Source organism: Gottschalkiaceae bacterium SANA, assembly GCA_036323355.1.
In the GTDB taxonomy this organism is placed as follows: Bacteria; Bacillota; Clostridia; order Tissierellales; family GPF-1; genus GPF-1.
The window spans coordinates 429,601-447,290 of record AP028876.1; the positions used below are offsets into that span (position 1 = coordinate 429,601).

The window sequence follows — 17,690 nt, forward strand, 5'->3', positions numbered from 1 at the left end:
ATGGAATACATTAAATTTACAGAAGAAGATGTTCAAGCAAGAATTGACTTGTGTCAAAAGAAAATGAATGAACAGGGGTTTGAGGGAATTGTATTCTCGGCAGAAAGCAATTTGAACTATTACAGCAACTTTCATACACATGCCCCTTGGACAACATTTACAAGACCTATGTTTTTGTTTGTACCAAAAGAAGGTAAACCTGTTTTATATTTGCACATTTTTCAAACACCAGATGCCCGTGCTATTTCAAAAGCGTGTGATATTCGTGGATTTGAAAGCCTGCTTGGACCAAATGCATCACAGGTTGCAGAAATTATGCATGAGTTAAATATGGGAAGTGGCAAGATTGGCTTTGAAAAAGGTTATGAGCAACTTATGGGTTTCCAAATTAATCTGTATGAAGGATTGAAAGAAGAATTGTCTTCAGCTTCATTTGAAGACGCATCTGATTTGATCTGGAGTCAACGATTGATTAAGTCGCCAAAAGAAATCGAATGTATTCGTAGAGCTTGCGACGCAACAAGCTATGCCCACGATAAGATTTTCAAAAATATAAAAGCTGGTATGACAGAACATGAAGTTTCGCGATTAGTGAAGCAGTATATGCTTGAAGGTGGAGCGGATCAACCTGGTTTTGTATTAATCACTGCTGGCGAAGGGAATTATGACCGAATTAGTAAAACTGCAACTGATCGAGAACTACAAGATGGAGATTTGATTGTACTGGATTTGGGTTCTTGTTATAACGGATATTGGTCTGATTTCTGTCGACTGGCAGTTGTTGGTGAAATTAGTGAAGAAAGAAGAGAGATTCAAAGAAAAGTACATGAAGTGACGATTAGAGCTTCTAAAGTAATGAAGCCAGGGGTTGCAGTAGCGGATGTTGCACGTGCATGTGCGGAAGAAATGGTGAAGGTTGGATTTGAAGCCAACTTTGATTGCGGACGCATGGGTCACGGTATGGGCTTGATGAGTACAGAGCCGCCTTCAGTTACCATTTATGATGAAACGATTCTCGAAGAGGGAATGATTATCAATTTGGAACCGGGTATCGTTAATGAATTAGGTGCTTTCAATTTAGAAGAAAACTTCGTGATTACTAAAGATGGTTGTGAGATGTTGTCTTCGGCAAGCCGAGAGTTCTATTCAATATAGAGGAGCAGAGAAGATAGACGATTGAGCTTGGTGATTCTAAGCTCAATCTTTTTTTATCACTTCATAAAGAGCGAGCATGGAGATGGGAGATTTGAATGAAGGTAATGGATATGCTGGTCCTTATCGTGCTTGCGGCCGTCTGGGGTGCATCTTTAGTATTCATGCGGGTATCGACCCCACATTTGGGACCCATTGCAACGATTTGGATGCGGGTATTTATAGCATCACTTGTGATGATGATCGGGTTTGCTGTAAGAAGGAAAGCAATTAGATTGAAAGGTTACTGGGATAAAATGATTTTTTTAGGGACGATTAATGCTGCGATTCCATTTGTCCTGACTGCGGCTTCAAATATGATATTGCCTATATCTACAATTGCGGTGATCACAGCGACGACACCCTTGTTTACCGTTATGATGGCATGGATTTTTTTGAAGGAACCGCTGAGGAGGAATCATTTTTTGGCATTTATTTGTGGTATTGGGGGTGTTTCAGCTTTACTTGGATTGAGTCCTGTGCAATTAACAACTGAGGTTCTGATGGGGGCTTTAATGGCTTTGGGCGCGTCTTTTTGCTATGGGATTGGTGGCGTGTATGTAAAGAAAGAATTAATGGAATGTGACGATGAGCTGTTGATTTATGGTCAGCAACTGGGGGCTGTGATTGTATTGCTTCCCATATTTCTTGTTCAAGCACCAGTTACATGGCATGTTCCTCTTAATGTTTGGTTGTCGGTTGTCGCATTAGGTGTTTTTTGCACGGAAATTGCGTATGTAATCTATTTTTCAATGATTCGCCGAATTGGACCGATAAAGACTTTGTCCGTGACATTCTTAGTGCCTATTTTTGGAATGTTTTGGGGTGTGGTTTTTATGCATGAAAGTTTATCTGTGGGAAATTTCTTGGGATTTGGTTTGATTCTAGTCGGCTTGATTTTACTTTCCGATCGGCCAATTTTGAGGGGAAATAATAAACGAGACGTGGCTTAAGTTCTTAACCATTTATAAAGTAGTGTTCGCCGGAACGACAGAAATTGAACATGCAAGCTAGGATCTTTAAAAAGATGTAAAAAAGTATGTCGAAGATAATTTTTTAGCGATAAGAAAGGTATAAACAAAAATGCTTCCCATGATTTTGGGAAGCATTTTTTATGCCGCTTTATTTTGTTTTGCTATCATTGGACTTCTTTTTCTCTTCCCATTCCAAATAGCTTTTTAGTATACTAAGTGATTGTTTGGTCTTTTTATCTTGACCTTGTGGGCCGTCTTTAAGAATCTTAGACATTTTCATTAACTGCAGTTCAAGATATTTTTGGTTGTTAAGTTTATTTGCATTGATATCTGATTTTGATTTTTTCTTTGATGCCGAAACGGCTTCCATAAACATGAGTAGCAAGAAACTATTTTTCTTTTGCTTAGGGACTTGTTTTGAAGATTCATAAGCCTGGTCGAATAATTTTGTCATGTTTCGTTTTTTGTAAGAATATAATGCAACTACTGCACCAATTACTAAAACGGTTGTTCCACCAATAATTGCCATAGTCATGTTGTCCATTATGCTACTCCTTTAATCGGTTTATTTTCTATTATATAAGAAAAAACAAAGTTTTCAAAGAACACAAACAGAATATCAACAGAAAAATTATACATGACTATTTTCCTTGCGTTGACCCCATTGAATGGGGAGGGCTTTGTCATTATTTACGAATAGTGATTTTTCTGTTAGAATGCATGTATTACGATGAATTTTGGAGGAAAACAAATGAATGATGAACTATTGCAATTAAAAGTTGCAGTAATTGATAATATTGCGGCAATAACATCAGGGGTTATAGAAGCTACTCAGGAAAAAGAACTTTCGGAACGAATGAAAATGCTTGCTGATGCGATCTTACAAGCGACGGACGAAGATTTGTACGAGTTTATTCTTAAGGAGGAAGAAAAAGAGGAATTTGGGCAATTTATAGAATCATTATCTCAATACTGGATAGAGATTGAAGCGAAGCCTGAAATAGAAGAGAAGATGTTTGGATTAATGATTTCTATCATCGCACACGCCGATACAATGGAATATCATTTAGAAAGTAAATCGTTAGCCGGTACGAACCTGGCTGGAGAATTATTTAATATTGCGCAAAAGAAAATGCCGGCGAAAAGTTAATTTCGCTGGCATTAATTTTAGTATCATTTTCTCTTTGAGAACTTATTGGTAAAAGTGCTTTTATCTTTCTATTGTTGTTTGCTTACTTGTTGTTAGGAATAGAAGAGTAGAAGGGTATTCGAGCTGGGAATTAACTGCATGAAAAAAGCCAGGGACCTGATTTCTTCAAGCCCCCGACCTTTTATAGTAGTGCTGGTCGGAGTGACAGGACTTGAACCTGCGGCCCCTTGACCCCCAGTCAAGTGCGCTACCAAACTGCGCTACACCCCGATGTATATTAATTTTATGGTAAACCTTTATGGAGAATTTTTCAAGTATTTATGGAAAATTCTCCTATTCATAATGAGAAAAATAGTGTGGAGAAGATAATTGATCTGTATAAATATACGTAAAAAATGATAATTCCGAATTTCGCTATTGAATTTCTTTGATTTCTGCTAGAATGGAGAAAAGCATGTGGAGGTTGGAAATGAAAACAAGGGATTTACTCGCGCTGACAGGGCTAGCTGCCTTGTGGGGTGCGTCTTTTTTATTTATGCGTGTCTCAACACCATATTTGGGACCATTTGTAACAATATGGGTACGCGTAACGGTTGCTGCTTTGGTCTTATGGATTGGATTTTTGGTAAAAAAGAAGAAAATGAATTTGAAAGGCGCTTGGGGGAAGATGTTGATTGTTGGGGCGATCAATGCAGCGATTCCCTTTACCTTGATTTCAGCTGCAACATTGACGCTGCCAGCATCAACGGCATCGGTAATCAATGCGACAACACCCTTATTTGCTGCGATTATGGCATGGTTGGTTCTTGGAGAGCCATTGAAATGGAATCACTTTTTGGCATTTGTCTTTGGTGTTGGTGGTGTTGTTGCGCTTTTGGGCTGGAGTCCATTGCCTTTTACGCATGAGGTGGTATTGGCAGCCATGATGTCATTGGGGGCTTCCGCTTGTTATGGAATTGGGGGAGTCTATGTTAAGAAAAAGCTGATGGGATTTGATGGAGAAGTTTTATCGTTTGGGCAACAAGCAGGGGCGGCAATTGTGTTATTCCCCATGATCTTTATTCAGCCGCCATCAACCTGGAGTGTGCCGGTTGGGGTTTGGTTGGCGGTTGTTGCTTTGGGTGTGTTCTGTACAGCACTGGCCTATTTAATTTATTTTTCATTGATTCGACGTATTGGACCAACAAAAACCTTATCGGTAACCTTTATGGTTCCTTTCTTCGGTGTGCTGTGGGGTGCAATTTTCTTACACGAAGCCTTATCGGTTGGCACTTTTCTTGGATTTGGTCTAATTTTTGTCAGTTTGATGCTGCTTTCTGAAGGTCAAGCATTGGGTTTGAAACGAAAGACTCGATCATGAATCGGGTAGAAAATTGGGTTGAAATTGAAGAGGATGAAGTGGAAAAAATCCTTTCAAATATAGATGTCGAATGGAAAGTTCTCTCCATGGAGATTTGTTTGAATGGAAGGCGAACCACCAATTATAAAATTGAAACGGGCAAGGGGAGCGTTCTTATGCGGCTCTATCCCATGAACGCAGACGTTTCTCAAAAGGAAATAGCAATTTATCAGCGCCTTGTTGGACGACTGCCTGTTCCAAAGGTTTATCAGTCTGGCTTGATTGAACAAGGAAATTCATATATCGTGATGGAATATCTAGAGGGTGTTTTACTATCATCTATGTTGAAGTACCAAGAATCGTGTACGGATTCACTTTTTGAACAGCTTGGTGAAATTTTGGCAATCATTCATCAAAAGTCCTTTGAGAAGGAAGGTGCTTTGAATGAAAAATTGGAAATTGAGGCTGGATTGCCACCAATTTTAGATTGGTACTTATACTTTTTGAATGGAATTCCAGGTAAGAAATTGGGCTATGAGTGGAAACGAGAAATTAAACAAATCATTGATATGAGTAGGGCAGATCTGGAGCGGATGACGGAAGAATTTGTTTTAGCCCACGGAGATTTTCGGCCAGCAAATTTGTTGGTATCGGATGATCACATAAGCGGAGTATTGGATTGGGAATTTGTATTGTCGGCGCCAAGATATTTTGATATCGGGCAATTGATCCGCGAGGATGACTTGACGGAATCGGCGAAACAGGCTTTTTATCGGGGCTATAAGGAAGTTTCGAAGGACCGATTGCCTGAGGATTGGGAGCGTTTGGCTCGGTTGATGGACCTTGCTACAATGTTGTCGTTTTTGGATCGCTGTGAAGAAATGACGGCGTTAGATATAGAGATGGTTGAGCGAATCAAAGCCAATGCAATGTTTGTGAAAAGATAAGCGAGGGTAACCTCGCTTTTTTAGTTGTTTTTGCAACTAAATCATGGTACAATTCGGATAGTTGCAAAAGCAACGAATTGGAGGTTGTCATGACACATTACCAATATGGACGGTATATCTCTGGTGTGTATCGGTCTTTTCAGAAGTTTTTGAAGATACGATTGATGGATGTAGATTTGCGTCCTTTGGAGTTTCGGGTTTTGTTGATACTCGTACATAGGGATGGTGCAAGCCAAGAAGAGATCGCAGAAGGGTTGACGATTGATAAAAGTGTGATTGCCAGGGTGGTAAAGAGTTTAATAGAGAATGACTATATCGTTCGAAAAGTAAATGAAGAAGACCGACGTGCGTATTGCTTGTTTCGGACGTCAAAAGCAATTGCATTTGATGAAATTATGATGGCAATTTTAGAAGAATGGGAAGAAATTATTCTAGAAAAAGTGCCCGAGGAAGAACGGGATCGTTTTTCTGAATTAATGAAAGATGTATTTGCACATACCAAACTGACAGTAAAAAAGATACAGCAGGAGGATTAAAATGGATCAAAAAGAAAATAAAATGGGCACGGTGCCCATTCCTAAGTTATTGTTTCAAATGGCATTGCCAGCAATTATCGCTATGATGGTGCAGGCTCTCTATAATATAGTAGACAGTATTTTTGTATCACGATTGGGAGAAGAGGCGTTAACTGCATTGTCTTTGGCCTTTCCCATTCAATTGATTATCATTGCTTTTTTTGTGGGGTTGGGTATCGGAATCAATTCGTTGGTTTCTCGAAAGCTTGGAGCAAAGGATGTCGAGAGTGCGACTAATGCGGCGGAGCACGGATTTATTATTGCGGGCATACTGTATGTAATTATTGCCATATTGGCGTTTATGGTACCAAAAGCATTTTTTGCAAATTTCACAGATGATCCATTGGTGATTGAGTATGGGGTGCAGTATATTACCATTGTTATGCTTTTTGCTTTTGGGCGGATATTTGCTCAAGCCGGCATCAGTGTTATGCAGGGAACCGGTGAAATGGTAAAGCCTATGAAAGCGATGATGATTGGGGCAATTGGAAATATGATTCTTGATCCAATCTTGATCTTTGGCTGGTTCGGGATCCCAGCGATGGGCATTCGCGGTGCGGCCATTGCAACGGTAGCGGCGCAGATTCTTTCTATGCTCTATGTATTTCATGCGATTTTCCGTCAAAAGGTCAGTCTGCAGTTAAATATGAAGAGTTTTCACTATGACTCGAAGATGATTCGTCAGATTGTCGTAGTTGGTTTGCCAGCAGCGATTATGCAGGCATTGGGTTCGGTGATGTTGACGGGATTAAACTTGATTCTTGCGAGCTTTAGCGGTTCGGCGGTTGCAGTATTGGGTGTGTATTTTAAACTTCAATCGTTCATTTTTATGCCGATCTTTGGTTTGGGGCAGGGAACCATGCCGATCATTGGATACAATTTCGGTGCGAAAAACCGTCCTCGCATGATGGAGGCGATTCGGGTTGCCTTGATGACGTCGGTAACGATTATGGTATTGGGAACTCTTGTTTTTCAGTTCTTTCCGTCAAGTCTATTGAAAATGTTTAATAGCTCACCAGCTATGATGACAATTGGTGTGCATGCATTTAGAACGATCAGTTGGATTTTTCCAATGGCGGGGATTTCTATTGTATTAAGTACATCGTTCCAGGCCATGGGTAAGGCACATTTAAGCATGGTCGTCAGCTTTATCCGTCAATTGGTGGTCTTGTTACCATCGGCATATTTCTTTGGCAAATATTTTGGATTAGACGCAGTCTGGTATTCCTTTGTTGCTTCAGAAATCGTCGGTTTGAGTACGGTGCTTTTTTTATTCCGTTCTGTGATGAAGAGTCAGTTAAGCGGATGGACGGAAAGCCGGGAGACTATAAGCGTGGAAGCGGAATAAATGAAAAGCCTCGAGAATATCGAGGTTTTTTTATTGCATTAAATGAAGGAAACTGGATAGAATAGAACTAGCATGCAAGAGAAAAGGGGATGAGCAGGATGATGATTACAGTATCACCGAGCAAAACGCATCAAGTGGAAATACAAGCGCCATTACAAACCATGCAACCCGCTTTTCAGGGAGAAGCTATGCGGTTGTATGCTCGAATTTCTAGTTGGACTAAAGATGAAATGATGAGTCGAATGAAGCTGTCAGACACCTTGGCCGACCAGGTATATGAACTTTATCAAGACCAGGTGAGGGAGAAATCAGCGACTGCAATTACCTATTATACGGGACTGGTATACAAACAGCTTTGTTTGCCACAATATTCCCAAAATGAGTGGCAATATATCAAGGAAAATCTACGAATTCTTTCAGCCATGTATGGGGTATTACGTCCCCAGGATAAAGTGAAGCCCTATCGATTGGATTTCCAAATGAAGGTACCCGGGGAGAATCTTTATCAATCTTGGGGGATATTATTAGCGTCTTATTGGAAAAGTGAGGTCATTGTTGATCTTTCTTCTAATGAATATGGGAAGATGCTGCCGGATGATCGGATTCGGATTCAATTTCTTCAGAGAAATAAAAAAGGAGAGTGGAAGTCGCAGTCGACGAAGACCAAAATGGCGCGTGGGAAGATGTTGGATTGGTTGATTCGCATGCAAATAAAAACGCCCGAAGAAATTCAGGCGTTCGCATTGGATTCGTATGTGTTTGATAGTGAAAGGTCATTAGATCGAACGTGGGTATTTTGTCAGAGATAAAATCTTAATAGGAAAACTCAGCAAGATAAACTTTGTTATTATTTGATCCAACCCAAATTTTCACTTTGCCGTCGACTACTTCAAACATATATCTTTGGAGGTCACTATTACTTCTATCGTTTCCTGCATCTGGATCTTCTGGTCCGGGTGCTTCTTCGTAGTCTAGGGGTACGAAAGCCTTGTCGAAGCTTCTTCCGGTACCGCTGAAACGTTGTTTTTTAAAGCCTGTGATTTCATCATCGTTGTTATAGATAGGCGTTACGCCATAAAGCTTTTTATTTTCGATGATCAGACTTCCGTCGGAAAGAGAGCGCTTCATAAAATCAGCAAGAAGTTCTGCTTCACGGGTATCTGCGGTTTCCGTTGCTTTTGCCTGAACACTCATATAATTTGGAACAGCAATGGCAAGGATGAGACCAAGGATGGCCAAGACAACAATAAGTTCGATCAAAGTGAATCCCTTTTTATTTCTTTTTTTTATATTTTCCAAAAAGATACTCCTTTTTTGTATACACTACACTCAGATATTTATTAGATTTATTATATCAAATTGGGTGAAGAGTAGTTGTGGATGTTTTCAATTTTAATGACTTTTAAGAAGTTTCGGTTTTATTTAAGGAATAAAAATTAGGGTTTATGATAAAATGATCATAATGTAAATCGGAGGGGTCAATGAAACAGGGATATAGAATTTTTTTGGGAAGTTTAATGGCTGTGACTGTACTATTGGTTGGTTACATTTTATTGAAAGTTGAGAGTCGTGGACTGGTTGAACCATTGGGATGGCTATTAATGGGTTCGGCTGTATATATGGAAGTTATGCAGATGTTCTATGATGATCAAGTTAGCATGTCTTTGTCGGGTCCACTGACCATTTTGGCGGTTGCAACCCAGCCGTTTTGGTTTGTTTTGATTATGATTATCCTATTTACATCTTCTGGGAAGCTTTTTCAAAAGTATTATTATCATGAGCAGGAACATTTCTTTGATATCAAATGGCTTTTTAATCTCACACAATATATTTTTATTGCGGCATTGATTCGATGGTTGTTTTTTGGCATTTACCCGGCATCGTTTTCAGGAATGCTTAGTTGGATGATGGCGAGTTTGTTATATATTGCGGTAAACGTGTTTCTTGTGGGAACGATGATTTCGTTGTATACAGGGAATAATGGATTTAAGAGCTACACGGCTACAACAACGTCGCTTTTTATTTACTATCATGTAATTTTCACTTTACTATTGATGTATGTTGAGGCTGTGGGTGGAATCTTTGGTGTCTTGCTCATTATGATGGCACTGATGCCCATGCAGGGTGAGATTTTACGGCGTTCCAGTGCGCACAAGCTTAACCCCATGCTGATTCAAGATGAATTGACAGGGGCTTTTAATCGGGGATTTATGCAGCGGAAGATTACAGAGTGGTTACATCACAAGCGGCCATTCGCAGTGTTGTTTATTGATTTGGATGATTTTAAACATATCAATGATACTTATGGTCACGTAGTTGGGGACCAGATTTTAATGCATTTCGTTTCTCAACTGAAGGAAGATCTTCGCTTGGAGGATCGAGTCGTACGATATGGTGGAGATGAATTTTGTATTTTATTCCAAAATGCGGAAGAGGCACAGCGAGTCCATGAGAGATGGAAAGACACGTGGTTGAAATGTCACTTAGAAAGTGGAGTAACCATACAATATGGCTTCTCATCTGGGATTTCGGAATATACTTGTGAAGAGGAAATGACGTTTTTTGAGTTTTTGGATAAGGTGGATCAGCAAATGTATGAAGAAAAAAGAAAAAAGGCAAATCGAACCGATCAGGAGCTCGCATAAGAGCTCTATTTTTTTTGGTAAAAATACTAAGGGTGAAAGAATGATGGCACCCAATCATTGGCGGTGTTTTGGCTCTTTCTGGAATTACGCACGCTTATATGCGATGGAGATGGAAACTCATTCATTCGGGGTATCTATAATATGTTGCAAATACCTTGCGATGGATTTTGGAAATTGAATGATTGCGTAAACAGATGAGGCTTAAGGTGGTACATCGTTTCGTATCGATCGATGTGCTGTGCTTTTGGGGCTGCATATCTTTTTCGTACAGTTCTGAGTTAGGAGGAAATATGAAACGGCTACTAAGTATGCTTATTGTTATTCTGCTTTTGGCAGCTTGCACGCCGGCAGAAGAGACAATACCTGCTACAGAAACATCTGAGCCTGCAGGTGGACAAGAACCTATAGAAATGACGGGAGATTTGGAAATTCCATCCGATGAATTGGCGGCATATAATGGTGAGAACGGGATGCCAGCATATGTGGCCGTCGATGGAGTCATTTATGATGTGACAGACCATCCAGAATGGACCACGGGAGAACATGGTGGGAGTATAGCAGGGACGGATATCACAGAGGTGCTGAAAGCTGCACCCCATGGCTTGAGTAAATTGGAGGAGATTCCACAGGTTGGAACACTGATTGCTGTTATGGTGGCTGATGAAGGGACACAAGCTAGTGAACCGACATTGACTCTGGAAGAGCTAGCTGCATATAATGGGAAAAATGGAATGGCTGCTTATGTGGCAGTAGATGGAATGATCTATGATGTGACAGACCATCCGGAATGGACCACGGGCGAACATGGTGGCAATTTAGCTGGAACAGATATCACAGAGATGCTGAAAGCTGCACCCCATGGTTTGAGTAAATTGGAGGAGATTCCTCAGGTTGGAACACTGATTGCTGACATGGTGGCTGATGAAGGGACACAAGCTAGTGAACCGACATTGACTCTGGAAGAGCTAGCTGCATATAACGGGAAAAATGGAATGGCTGCTTATGTGGCAGTAAATGGAATGATCTATGATGTGACAGACCATCCAGAATGGACCACGGGAGAACATGGTGGAAGTATAGCAGGGACGGATATCACAGAGATGTTAAAAGCTGCTCCTCATGGACTGAGCAAACTTGACGAGACACCTATGGTAGGGATCTTATCATCTGGGCAAGTTGGAGATGACTACGACGATGACTACGACGACGACGATGACGATGACTGCGACGACGATGACGATGACTACGACGACGATGACGATGACTACGACGACGATGACGATGACTGAATGTAATAGAAACATTCCGAATATTTGAACAAAGCTCTCTCAAATGGACGGTTTAAATATAACTAAGTAACAATTAGATGACTCCTGTACTCGGCAGGAGTCATTTTTGATTGTTTAGACAAGCTTAATTGACGTATGATGAAGAGAAACAAAATAAGGTGAGAAGTATGGAATCTGAGGTCTCTTAGTGAGAGGTCTCTTTTTTGGGGTAAAAAAGTAATGGGTGATGCTATGATACAATTTTTAGGGTATCTTAATGCAAGTATTCTAGTGATTTTGTCTTTGCGCTGGCCATATTTTATATGGTTTAAGCGTTCAAAGAAATCGAAAGAATCAAAGTTGCTTGCAAAAACGATTCGTCGACTTCATCCGATTCTTGGTGGAGTATTAGTGATGACAGGGATTTTACACGGTTATCTGGCATGGGGCTGGAATTTTCGCCGTACGGGATACCTTCTCTATTTCTTTGTTTTGTTGCAAGGCATTTTGGGACTTGGATTACTCAAAAAAAGAAAAGGCTTGAAAAATCCGCATCGCTGGGTCTCGCTGATGGCTTTGGTTTTGTTGGGCTTGCATGTGTTTTATCGCACAGCCCTTGGATAGGAGAGTAATATGAAACGTTTGATTGGTTTGATGATTTTACTAGTTTTGCTTTTGGTTGGCTGTTCATCAGAACGTGGAGCGGTTGATCCTGTAATGATGGACGAACCGGATATCGCGTTGCAAATTGACGAGGAGGAAGTGCCACTTGCAGATGGCATGGTAGACGAGGAGGGTGCAGACCAAGTTGTCGGGAATGGGATGATGCTTTTGTCCTTGGATGAGTTGGCAGCCTACAATGGAATGGATGGCATGTTGGCTTATGTGGCAGTAGATGGAATGATCTATGATGTAACGGAACACCCGCAATGGGCGACCGGCGAACATGGAGGCAATATGGCGGGGACTGACATCACAGAAATGTTAAAGGCGTCACCGCATGGATTGAGTAAATTGGAGGAAGTTCCCAAGGTAGGGTCTTTGATAGAATAAAGAAATCCCGAACAAATTGTTCGGGATTGTTTTTTGCTTATAATTTGTCTGCCAATCGATAGATCAGGGTTTCTGTTTTACCCCAGCCCAGGCAAGCGTCGGTGATGGATTTTCCGAAAATGCCACTCTTTAGATCTTGGTTTCCATCTTCGAGGTAGCTTTCAATCATTAAGCCTTTCACGGCATTCTCGATGGAGTGGTTATGGCGACGATTCGCCAAAACTTCTAGGGCGATTCGGGGCTGTTCCATAAAATCCTTAGAGGAATTTGCGTGGTTGCAATCGATGATGATGGCAGGATTCTCTAGTCCACGTTTCGCGTATTGGTGAATTAAGATATTCAAATCCTCATAGTGGTAATTGGGGATATTTTGTCCATGTTGATTGACTGCACCCCGTAAAATCGCGTGGGCAATGGGATTGCCGGTGGATTTCACTTCCATGTTGTTGAAGATAAAGGTGTGGGGAATTTGTGCAGCTCTTATGGAGTTGAGCATGACGGTTAAATCACCACTGGTTGGATTTTTCATTCCAACGGGAATATCAATTCCGCTAGCAACCAAACGATGCTTTTGATTTTCGACAGATCGGGCGCCAACGGCGATATAGCTCAACAAATCATCTACATAAGGTAGATTCATGGGGTATAACATTTCATCGGCGGCACTTAAGCCGGAATCTTTCATAATCTGTATTTGAAGGTTTCGAATTGCTTTGATTCCTTCTACCAAATCTGGTTTTTTGATTGGGTTTGGCGAGTGCATCATACCCTTGTAGCCTTCGCCGGTTGTGCGAGGCTTGTTGGTATAGACCCGGGGAACGATGAGGATCTTATCTTTGACGTCATCCTGAACCCTTGCCAATCGTGTAACATATTCCCGAACTGCATCGGGATGGTCGGCTGAACATGGGCCGATGATCAGTAAAAAACGATCGGATTTGCCTAAAAATAGTTCGCGAATTTGTTGGTCGCGAAAGGCTTTCTGCTCCGCGAGTTCTTGTGAGAGTGGAATCATTTCTTTAATGGTTTCTGGTGATGGAATTGCTTGAAGCGGTTGAAATGCCATTTTAGACCTCCTATTGGATAATTGTTGTAACTATATCAAAAAAATGGGTATCTGACAACCTAATCAGCCAAAACCTTCCTTAGTATATGAAGGGTGTAAAATACGCTGAAAATAGCAGCTGTCCAGTTAATGGAGACAATCCCCCACCACACGCCTGTTACACCTAATAATTGTTTGCCACCCAAAAACGGAAAGACGAGCATAGGGAGAATAAACTGCCTTGTAATACCGATAAAAAAGATCATTTTCGGACGCTTGAGCCCCTGAAGAACAGAGTTGCTGATTCCCATTAACACGTAGGTGTTGAAAGCAATGACCTCGATTCGTAAGAATTGGCTACCGATGGCGATTACATCAGGATTGTCGTTAAATAAGGCAACCAATTTAGGTGCAAGAGGATAAACGACAACCATGCCGAGGGTCATAATGGCAATGGAATAGCGCAAGGTCAACCGATAGATCATTCGAATTCGCCCAGCGTTTTTTGCCCCAAAGTTTTGGCCCACTAGGGACAGAGCAGCGATGTTTAATCCAAGAGCTGGTAAAAGTGCTACTTGTTCGATTCTTGTTGCGACTCCGTAGGCGGCGATTGCCAAGTCTCCGCCATAGAGGAGGACGTAACGGTTGATGACGAAAAATCCGATTGCAATAGTCATCATGTTTAAACTGGCAGGGATTCCTTGAGCGAGAATAGCACTTTCGGTTTTCCAAGTGATGGCTTTTATGCAGAAGCCATGAAAGGGGTGAAGTTCCTGTTTGAAAAGCTGTCGTATGAGATAGATCGTGCCGACGATTTGAATGAGAATTGTCGCTAAGGCGATACCGCCGGTTCCCAGTTTGGGGAGGCCAAGCCAGCCGAAGATAAAAAGTGGATCTAAGATCAAATTTAAAAAGAATCCGATCATTAAGAAATTTCGATAAGGGTGGGTGTTGCCTTTAGCGGTTAGCATGGCGTTTAAGGTTGCGTTTACAATGAAGAAACTCGAACCTGCAAAGAGAATTCGGAGATAGGCAAGGCCAAAATCAAAAGATTTGCCTCTTACACCGAAAGCACGTAAAAGGCTGCCGCTCCAAAGGAGACCACTAAGTGTGATGACAAGGGAAAAAACGCCAGCGAGTACGATGGCGTTGCAGATAATAATTTGTGCATTTTTTGGCTGGTCAGCACCATAGGCATTTGATAAAAGGGCGGTGGTTCCAGTCCCAATTCCGGAACCGATTGCAATGATAATAAAGAAAACCGGGAAGGAGAGTGCAAGCCCAGACAAAGCCAAGGTGTCTAGGTGTCCGGCATAATAGGTGTCTACAACATTGAAAAGGGTATTGAAGATCCAACCAATACTGGCGGGAAAGGCAATTTTTCGAATCAGTGTTTTAAGATCGTCGCGCACCAGATCCACAAGAAACTCCTTCCTTAGTCTTTCTTTTTCTTTTTACGTACCGTGGAAAAACTGCCAAAGCCACCTAGGATCGCGATATAAAATCCGAAATCGTAGCCGAATCCACTGTTGATGGGTTCATATATCTGGTAGGGCTCTTTAAAGATGGAAAGAACCAAGCTAAGAGGGGCGATCCATCCGTGCCAAACACCCCAGAAGAAACCAGCAGGGTCATCGGGGGTTATACGACCGTCGCCAGGAATACAACCGGTGAGTAGAGCGGTTGTCAGTAAAATAAGTATAAATAAGATAATTGTTTTTTTCATTTCGTCCTCCTTTGAATCATATCTACCCATGTACCATGGTTTTGGGTACAAATAGTTTGGGAGGTGAAAAAATGTCTTCTTATGAAACGCCAGTGTATGCGGTAAAAATCAAGGATGGCTCATTCGAATTGCGTCAATATGATAAGTTTCAGGTTGTTCGAGTGGATACGAAAAATCGGAATGATGGATTTCGTACCCTGTTTCAATACATTTCTGGTGCGAATGAAAAACGAGAAAAAATCTCAATGACGGTACCTGTGATTCAGGAACAAACAGATGAAAAAAGAACAATGGCATTTGTCGTACCGAAAGAATATGAGGAGAATGTACCTTTTCCGATGGACAGTGGAGTTGCCATTGAGCGAATGACTTGGTCATATGTTGCAGTCATCCGTTTTTCGGGTCTGGCAAGCGAACGGAAAATCCGTCTAAAGGGTAGAGAACTACACGAGTGGATTCGAAAAAAAGGATGGGTTGAGTCGGGCATGGAGGTTGTTGCCTTTTATGATCCACCTTTTCAAGTGCCATTTCTTCGCAGAAACGAGGTGATGATTGGGATCAATTGGAAAGAAGAACGGGATAGTGGGGAAAGATAGCGTTTGCATGTGGATAAATTATAAATTTTCTGGAAAACATGTGGATAAAGTTGGACAAAGTGCATTATTTAATGTAAAATTACGTGTTAATATTAGAAATGAAATAAGAATAGGTAGGTATGAATGGAGAATTTATCAGTACATGATTTAACCTGTGCGAATGAGACAACTCGTGCGTTGATCGAAATGGGTTTTGAAACAATGACCCCGATCCAAACGCAAGCGATCCCCAAAGCAATTGAAGGAGTTGACTTAGTTGGACAGGCACAAACAGGAACGGGAAAAACAGCCGCATTCGGCATTCCCATTTTTGAGCGCATTGATGCATCAGTGAAAGATACACAGGCGTTAATTCTTTGCCCAACGCGAGAATTGGCAGTCCAAGTATCGGAAGCACTGAATACGATTGGCAAGTACCATCGAGGAATCAATGTGGTTCCTGTTTATGGAGGCGCGTCTATTGACCGCCAAATCCAACTAATGCGACGTGGAGCGCATATTGTTGTCGGAACGCCGGGACGGGTCATGGACCATCTCCGACGAAGAACCTTGAAGTTAAATAATCTTAAGATGTTTACCCTTGATGAAGCGGATGAAATGCTGAATATGGGTTTCCGAGAGGACATCGAAACCGTATTAGAAACGGTTCCTGCAGATGCGCAGAGAATGCTATTCTCAGCGACTATGCCGAAAGCGATCTTGTCTATCATCAAGAATTATTTGAGAGAGCCAACGATGATCCGCATTCAGGCAAAAGAGATTACGACGGATACAATCCAACAATTGTATGTGAAGACAAGAAATCGAGATCGTGAAGCAATTTTGACTCGATTTATCGAATTGTATAGTGCTACAAGAACCATTGTGTTCTGTAACACCAAACGAAAAGTTGATGAACTGGTTGAGTGGTTGTCATCCAGAGGCTATCAAGCGGAACGAATCCATGGGGATATGGATCAATCGGCTCGCATGAACGTCATTCGTCGATACAAAGAAGGCAAAGTGCAAGTTTTGGTTGCAACAGATGTTGCGGCACGTGGTTTGGATATTCCAGCTGTAGAGCTCGTATTCAACTTCGAACTTCCTCGCCATGAAGAGTATTATGTGCATCGTATTGGCCGAACGGGCCGTGCTGGATTAAAGGGAACTGCTATTTCTTTTGTAACTGCAAAAGAGATGTATACCCTGAAGTCAATCATGCGATACACGAAAAAAACGATCGAAGAAGTGCTTATTCCGAAAAAAGAAACCATTGAGAAGATTCATATGGATCGACTTTTGGCGGAAGTGAAGGAAATTGCTGAAAATGAAGATATGAGCAAAGCACTTGAAACCATGCAAGGACAAGAAGGCTTCTTGGGTTTTGAAACAATGGCAGCTGCATTGTTGACCAAGATGTTAAAAGGCAGCGCAATCGAAGAGATTGACAATGCTGGTATGAGTGGTTTCCGTCAGTCTGATCGCAAAGTTCGCGGCGTAAACGGTCGAGTAAAATTATTTATCAACATTGGTCGAAAAGAAAAAGTGGATCCTCGTGATTTGGTTCGCGTGATCACAAAAGAAACTGATGTGACCGGAAGAGAAATTGGCAAGATCAATGTCTACAACGAGTTCTCTTTTATTGAAGTGCCAGAAGAGCATGCCAAGCATGTGATTCAGCGCCTTCGCAAGAAGACAATCAATGGAACACGAATTAATGTAGAAATTTCTCGTGAAAAGAAATCAAGCGGCAATCGTGATGGCGGAAGTCATAGTCATAACAAGCGTCGAGAGTATGGGAAATTTAACAAGAAAGATGGATCAAAGCCAAAAAAGAGAACACACGCGTAAACT

19 protein-coding genes and 1 tRNA gene are annotated in these 17,690 nt (G+C 41.4%); 14 read left to right on the top strand and 6 right to left on the bottom strand.

Annotated elements, in window-relative coordinates; translation table 11 throughout:
* Nucleotides 1-1,155 (top strand): M24 family metallopeptidase, encoded by a 1,155-nt coding sequence (locus AC25CA_RS02120; protein ID WP_486815390.1) that lies wholly within the window; start codon nt 1-3, stop codon nt 1,153-1,155.
* A gap of 95 nt (nt 1,156-1,250) precedes the next feature.
* Nucleotides 1,251-2,144, top strand: a complete 894-nt coding sequence (locus AC25CA_RS02125; protein ID WP_486815391.1) for a DMT family transporter — start codon at nt 1,251-1,253, stop codon at nt 2,142-2,144.
* A 169-nt stretch (nt 2,145-2,313) separates the two neighbouring features.
* Here AC25CA_RS02125 and AC25CA_RS02130 read toward each other — a convergent pair whose 3' ends face one another.
* Nucleotides 2,314-2,709 (bottom strand): hypothetical protein, encoded by a 396-nt coding sequence (locus AC25CA_RS02130; protein WP_486815392.1) that lies wholly within the window; start codon nt 2,707-2,709, stop codon nt 2,314-2,316.
* 207 nt (nt 2,710-2,916) lie between these two features.
* Between AC25CA_RS02130 and AC25CA_RS02135 the strand changes: the two genes are divergently transcribed.
* Nucleotides 2,917-3,315: a hypothetical protein gene (locus tag AC25CA_RS02135; RefSeq protein WP_486815393.1), complete on the top strand. Its 399-nt coding sequence runs from the start codon at nt 2,917-2,919 to the stop codon at nt 3,313-3,315.
* Nucleotides 3,316-3,508: 193 nt separating this feature from the next.
* Here AC25CA_RS02135 and AC25CA_RS02140 read toward each other — a convergent pair.
* A tRNA-Pro gene (locus AC25CA_RS02140) sits at nt 3,509-3,585 on the bottom strand.
* 199 nt (nt 3,586-3,784) lie between these two features.
* Here AC25CA_RS02140 and AC25CA_RS02145 point away from each other — a divergent pair.
* The 5 genes from AC25CA_RS02145 to AC25CA_RS02165 all read left to right on the top strand — a co-directional run bounded on the left by AC25CA_RS02145 (nt 3,785) and on the right by AC25CA_RS02165 (nt 8,333).
* Nucleotides 3,785-4,675: a DMT family transporter gene (locus tag AC25CA_RS02145; protein WP_486815394.1), complete on the top strand. Its 891-nt coding sequence runs from the start codon at nt 3,785-3,787 to the stop codon at nt 4,673-4,675.
* The gene (locus AC25CA_RS02150) at nt 4,672-5,601 is read left to right on the top strand and encodes an aminoglycoside phosphotransferase family protein (RefSeq protein WP_486815395.1); all 930 of its coding nucleotides are present in this window, start codon (nt 4,672-4,674) and stop codon (nt 5,599-5,601) included. Before AC25CA_RS02145 ends, AC25CA_RS02150 begins: the two co-directional genes overlap by 4 nt.
* An 89-nt stretch (nt 5,602-5,690) precedes the next feature.
* Nucleotides 5,691-6,137, top strand: coding sequence for a MarR family winged helix-turn-helix transcriptional regulator (locus tag AC25CA_RS02155; protein WP_486815396.1), 447 nt, complete (start codon nt 5,691-5,693; stop codon nt 6,135-6,137).
* A gap of 1 nt (nt 6,138) precedes the next feature.
* Nucleotides 6,139-7,524, top strand: a complete 1,386-nt coding sequence (locus tag AC25CA_RS02160; RefSeq protein ID WP_486815397.1) for an MATE family efflux transporter — start codon at nt 6,139-6,141, stop codon at nt 7,522-7,524.
* A 98-nt stretch (nt 7,525-7,622) separates the two neighbouring features.
* The gene (locus tag AC25CA_RS02165) at nt 7,623-8,333 is read left to right on the top strand and encodes a YaaA family protein (RefSeq protein ID WP_486815398.1); all 711 of its coding nucleotides are present in this window, start codon (nt 7,623-7,625) and stop codon (nt 8,331-8,333) included.
* Between the two features lie 4 nt (nt 8,334-8,337).
* Here the strand turns inward: AC25CA_RS02165 and AC25CA_RS02170 are convergent, their stop codons facing one another.
* Nucleotides 8,338-8,823: a prepilin-type N-terminal cleavage/methylation domain-containing protein gene (locus AC25CA_RS02170; protein WP_486815399.1), complete on the bottom strand. Its 486-nt coding sequence runs from the start codon at nt 8,821-8,823 to the stop codon at nt 8,338-8,340.
* A gap of 182 nt (nt 8,824-9,005) precedes the next feature.
* On the opposite strand from AC25CA_RS02170, the gene AC25CA_RS02175 reads away from it, so the two are divergent.
* From AC25CA_RS02175 to AC25CA_RS02190, 4 genes are all read left to right on the top strand, one after another.
* A complete protein-coding gene (locus AC25CA_RS02175; protein WP_486815400.1) occupies nt 9,006-10,169 on the top strand; it encodes a GGDEF domain-containing protein in 1,164 nt (387 codons plus the stop codon).
* Between the two features lie 290 nt (nt 10,170-10,459).
* The gene (locus AC25CA_RS02180; RefSeq protein WP_486815401.1) at nt 10,460-11,458 is read left to right on the top strand and encodes a cytochrome b5 domain-containing protein; all 999 of its coding nucleotides are present in this window, start codon (nt 10,460-10,462) and stop codon (nt 11,456-11,458) included.
* A gap of 231 nt (nt 11,459-11,689) precedes the next feature.
* A complete protein-coding gene (locus AC25CA_RS02185) occupies nt 11,690-12,061 on the top strand; it encodes a hypothetical protein (protein WP_486815402.1) in 372 nt (123 codons plus the stop codon).
* 9 nt (nt 12,062-12,070) lie between these two features.
* Complete coding sequence (locus tag AC25CA_RS02190; protein ID WP_486815403.1) at nt 12,071-12,490, top strand: cytochrome b5 domain-containing protein; 420 nt, start codon at nt 12,071-12,073, stop codon at nt 12,488-12,490.
* A 37-nt stretch (nt 12,491-12,527) separates the two neighbouring features.
* Here AC25CA_RS02190 and AC25CA_RS02195 read toward each other — a convergent pair whose 3' ends face one another.
* From AC25CA_RS02195 to AC25CA_RS02205, 3 genes are read right to left on the bottom strand one after another with little or no spacing between them, the layout of a single operon-like run.
* Nucleotides 12,528-13,556 carry a 3-deoxy-7-phosphoheptulonate synthase gene (locus tag AC25CA_RS02195; protein WP_486815404.1) on the bottom strand — a complete coding sequence of 343 codons (1,029 nt, stop codon included), beginning with the start codon at nt 13,554-13,556 and terminating at the stop codon, nt 12,528-12,530.
* A gap of 59 nt (nt 13,557-13,615) precedes the next feature.
* Nucleotides 13,616-14,956 carry an MATE family efflux transporter gene (locus AC25CA_RS02200; protein ID WP_486815405.1) on the bottom strand — a complete coding sequence of 447 codons (1,341 nt, stop codon included), beginning with the start codon at nt 14,954-14,956 and terminating at the stop codon, nt 13,616-13,618.
* A gap of 14 nt (nt 14,957-14,970) precedes the next feature.
* The gene (locus AC25CA_RS02205; RefSeq protein ID WP_486815406.1) at nt 14,971-15,261 is read right to left on the bottom strand and encodes a hypothetical protein; all 291 of its coding nucleotides are present in this window, start codon (nt 15,259-15,261) and stop codon (nt 14,971-14,973) included.
* Between the two features lie 71 nt (nt 15,262-15,332).
* On the opposite strand from AC25CA_RS02205, the gene AC25CA_RS02210 reads away from it, so the two are divergent.
* Complete coding sequence (locus AC25CA_RS02210) at nt 15,333-15,857, top strand: SOUL family heme-binding protein (protein WP_486815407.1); 525 nt, start codon at nt 15,333-15,335, stop codon at nt 15,855-15,857.
* A 123-nt stretch (nt 15,858-15,980) separates the two neighbouring features.
* The gene (locus tag AC25CA_RS02215; protein ID WP_486815408.1) at nt 15,981-17,687 is read left to right on the top strand and encodes a DEAD/DEAH box helicase; all 1,707 of its coding nucleotides are present in this window, start codon (nt 15,981-15,983) and stop codon (nt 17,685-17,687) included.
* The last annotated feature ends 3 nt before the right edge of the window (nt 17,688-17,690 follow it).

What these genes read in the sequence shown, in the direction of transcription:
- AC25CA_RS02195 (WP_486815404.1), bottom strand. Translation starts at nt 13,556, where the DNA reads ATGGCATTTCAACCGCTTCAAGCAATTCCATCACCAGAAACCATTAAA.
- AC25CA_RS02205 (WP_486815406.1), bottom strand. Translation starts at nt 15,261, where the DNA reads ATGAAAAAAACAATTATCTTATTTATACTTATTTTACTGACAACCGCT.
- AC25CA_RS02155 (WP_486815396.1), top strand. Translation starts at nt 5,691, where the DNA reads ATGACACATTACCAATATGGACGGTATATCTCTGGTGTGTATCGGTCT.
- AC25CA_RS02215 (WP_486815408.1), top strand. Translation starts at nt 15,981, where the DNA reads ATGGAGAATTTATCAGTACATGATTTAACCTGTGCGAATGAGACAACT.
- AC25CA_RS02190 (WP_486815403.1), top strand. Translation starts at nt 12,071, where the DNA reads ATGAAACGTTTGATTGGTTTGATGATTTTACTAGTTTTGCTTTTGGTT.
- AC25CA_RS02160 (WP_486815397.1), top strand. Translation starts at nt 6,139, where the DNA reads ATGGATCAAAAAGAAAATAAAATGGGCACGGTGCCCATTCCTAAGTTA.
- AC25CA_RS02120 (WP_486815390.1), top strand. Translation starts at nt 1, where the DNA reads ATGGAATACATTAAATTTACAGAAGAAGATGTTCAAGCAAGAATTGAC.
- AC25CA_RS02165 (WP_486815398.1), top strand. Translation starts at nt 7,623, where the DNA reads ATGATGATTACAGTATCACCGAGCAAAACGCATCAAGTGGAAATACAA.
- AC25CA_RS02175 (WP_486815400.1), top strand. Translation starts at nt 9,006, where the DNA reads ATGAAACAGGGATATAGAATTTTTTTGGGAAGTTTAATGGCTGTGACT.
- AC25CA_RS02145 (WP_486815394.1), top strand. Translation starts at nt 3,785, where the DNA reads ATGAAAACAAGGGATTTACTCGCGCTGACAGGGCTAGCTGCCTTGTGG.
- AC25CA_RS02210 (WP_486815407.1), top strand. Translation starts at nt 15,333, where the DNA reads ATGTCTTCTTATGAAACGCCAGTGTATGCGGTAAAAATCAAGGATGGC.
- AC25CA_RS02125 (WP_486815391.1), top strand. Translation starts at nt 1,251, where the DNA reads ATGAAGGTAATGGATATGCTGGTCCTTATCGTGCTTGCGGCCGTCTGG.
- AC25CA_RS02150 (WP_486815395.1), top strand. Translation starts at nt 4,672, where the DNA reads ATGAATCGGGTAGAAAATTGGGTTGAAATTGAAGAGGATGAAGTGGAA.
- AC25CA_RS02135 (WP_486815393.1), top strand. Translation starts at nt 2,917, where the DNA reads ATGAATGATGAACTATTGCAATTAAAAGTTGCAGTAATTGATAATATT.
- AC25CA_RS02185 (WP_486815402.1), top strand. Translation starts at nt 11,690, where the DNA reads ATGATACAATTTTTAGGGTATCTTAATGCAAGTATTCTAGTGATTTTG.
- AC25CA_RS02180 (WP_486815401.1), top strand. Translation starts at nt 10,460, where the DNA reads ATGAAACGGCTACTAAGTATGCTTATTGTTATTCTGCTTTTGGCAGCT.
- AC25CA_RS02130 (WP_486815392.1), bottom strand. Translation starts at nt 2,709, where the DNA reads ATGGACAACATGACTATGGCAATTATTGGTGGAACAACCGTTTTAGTA.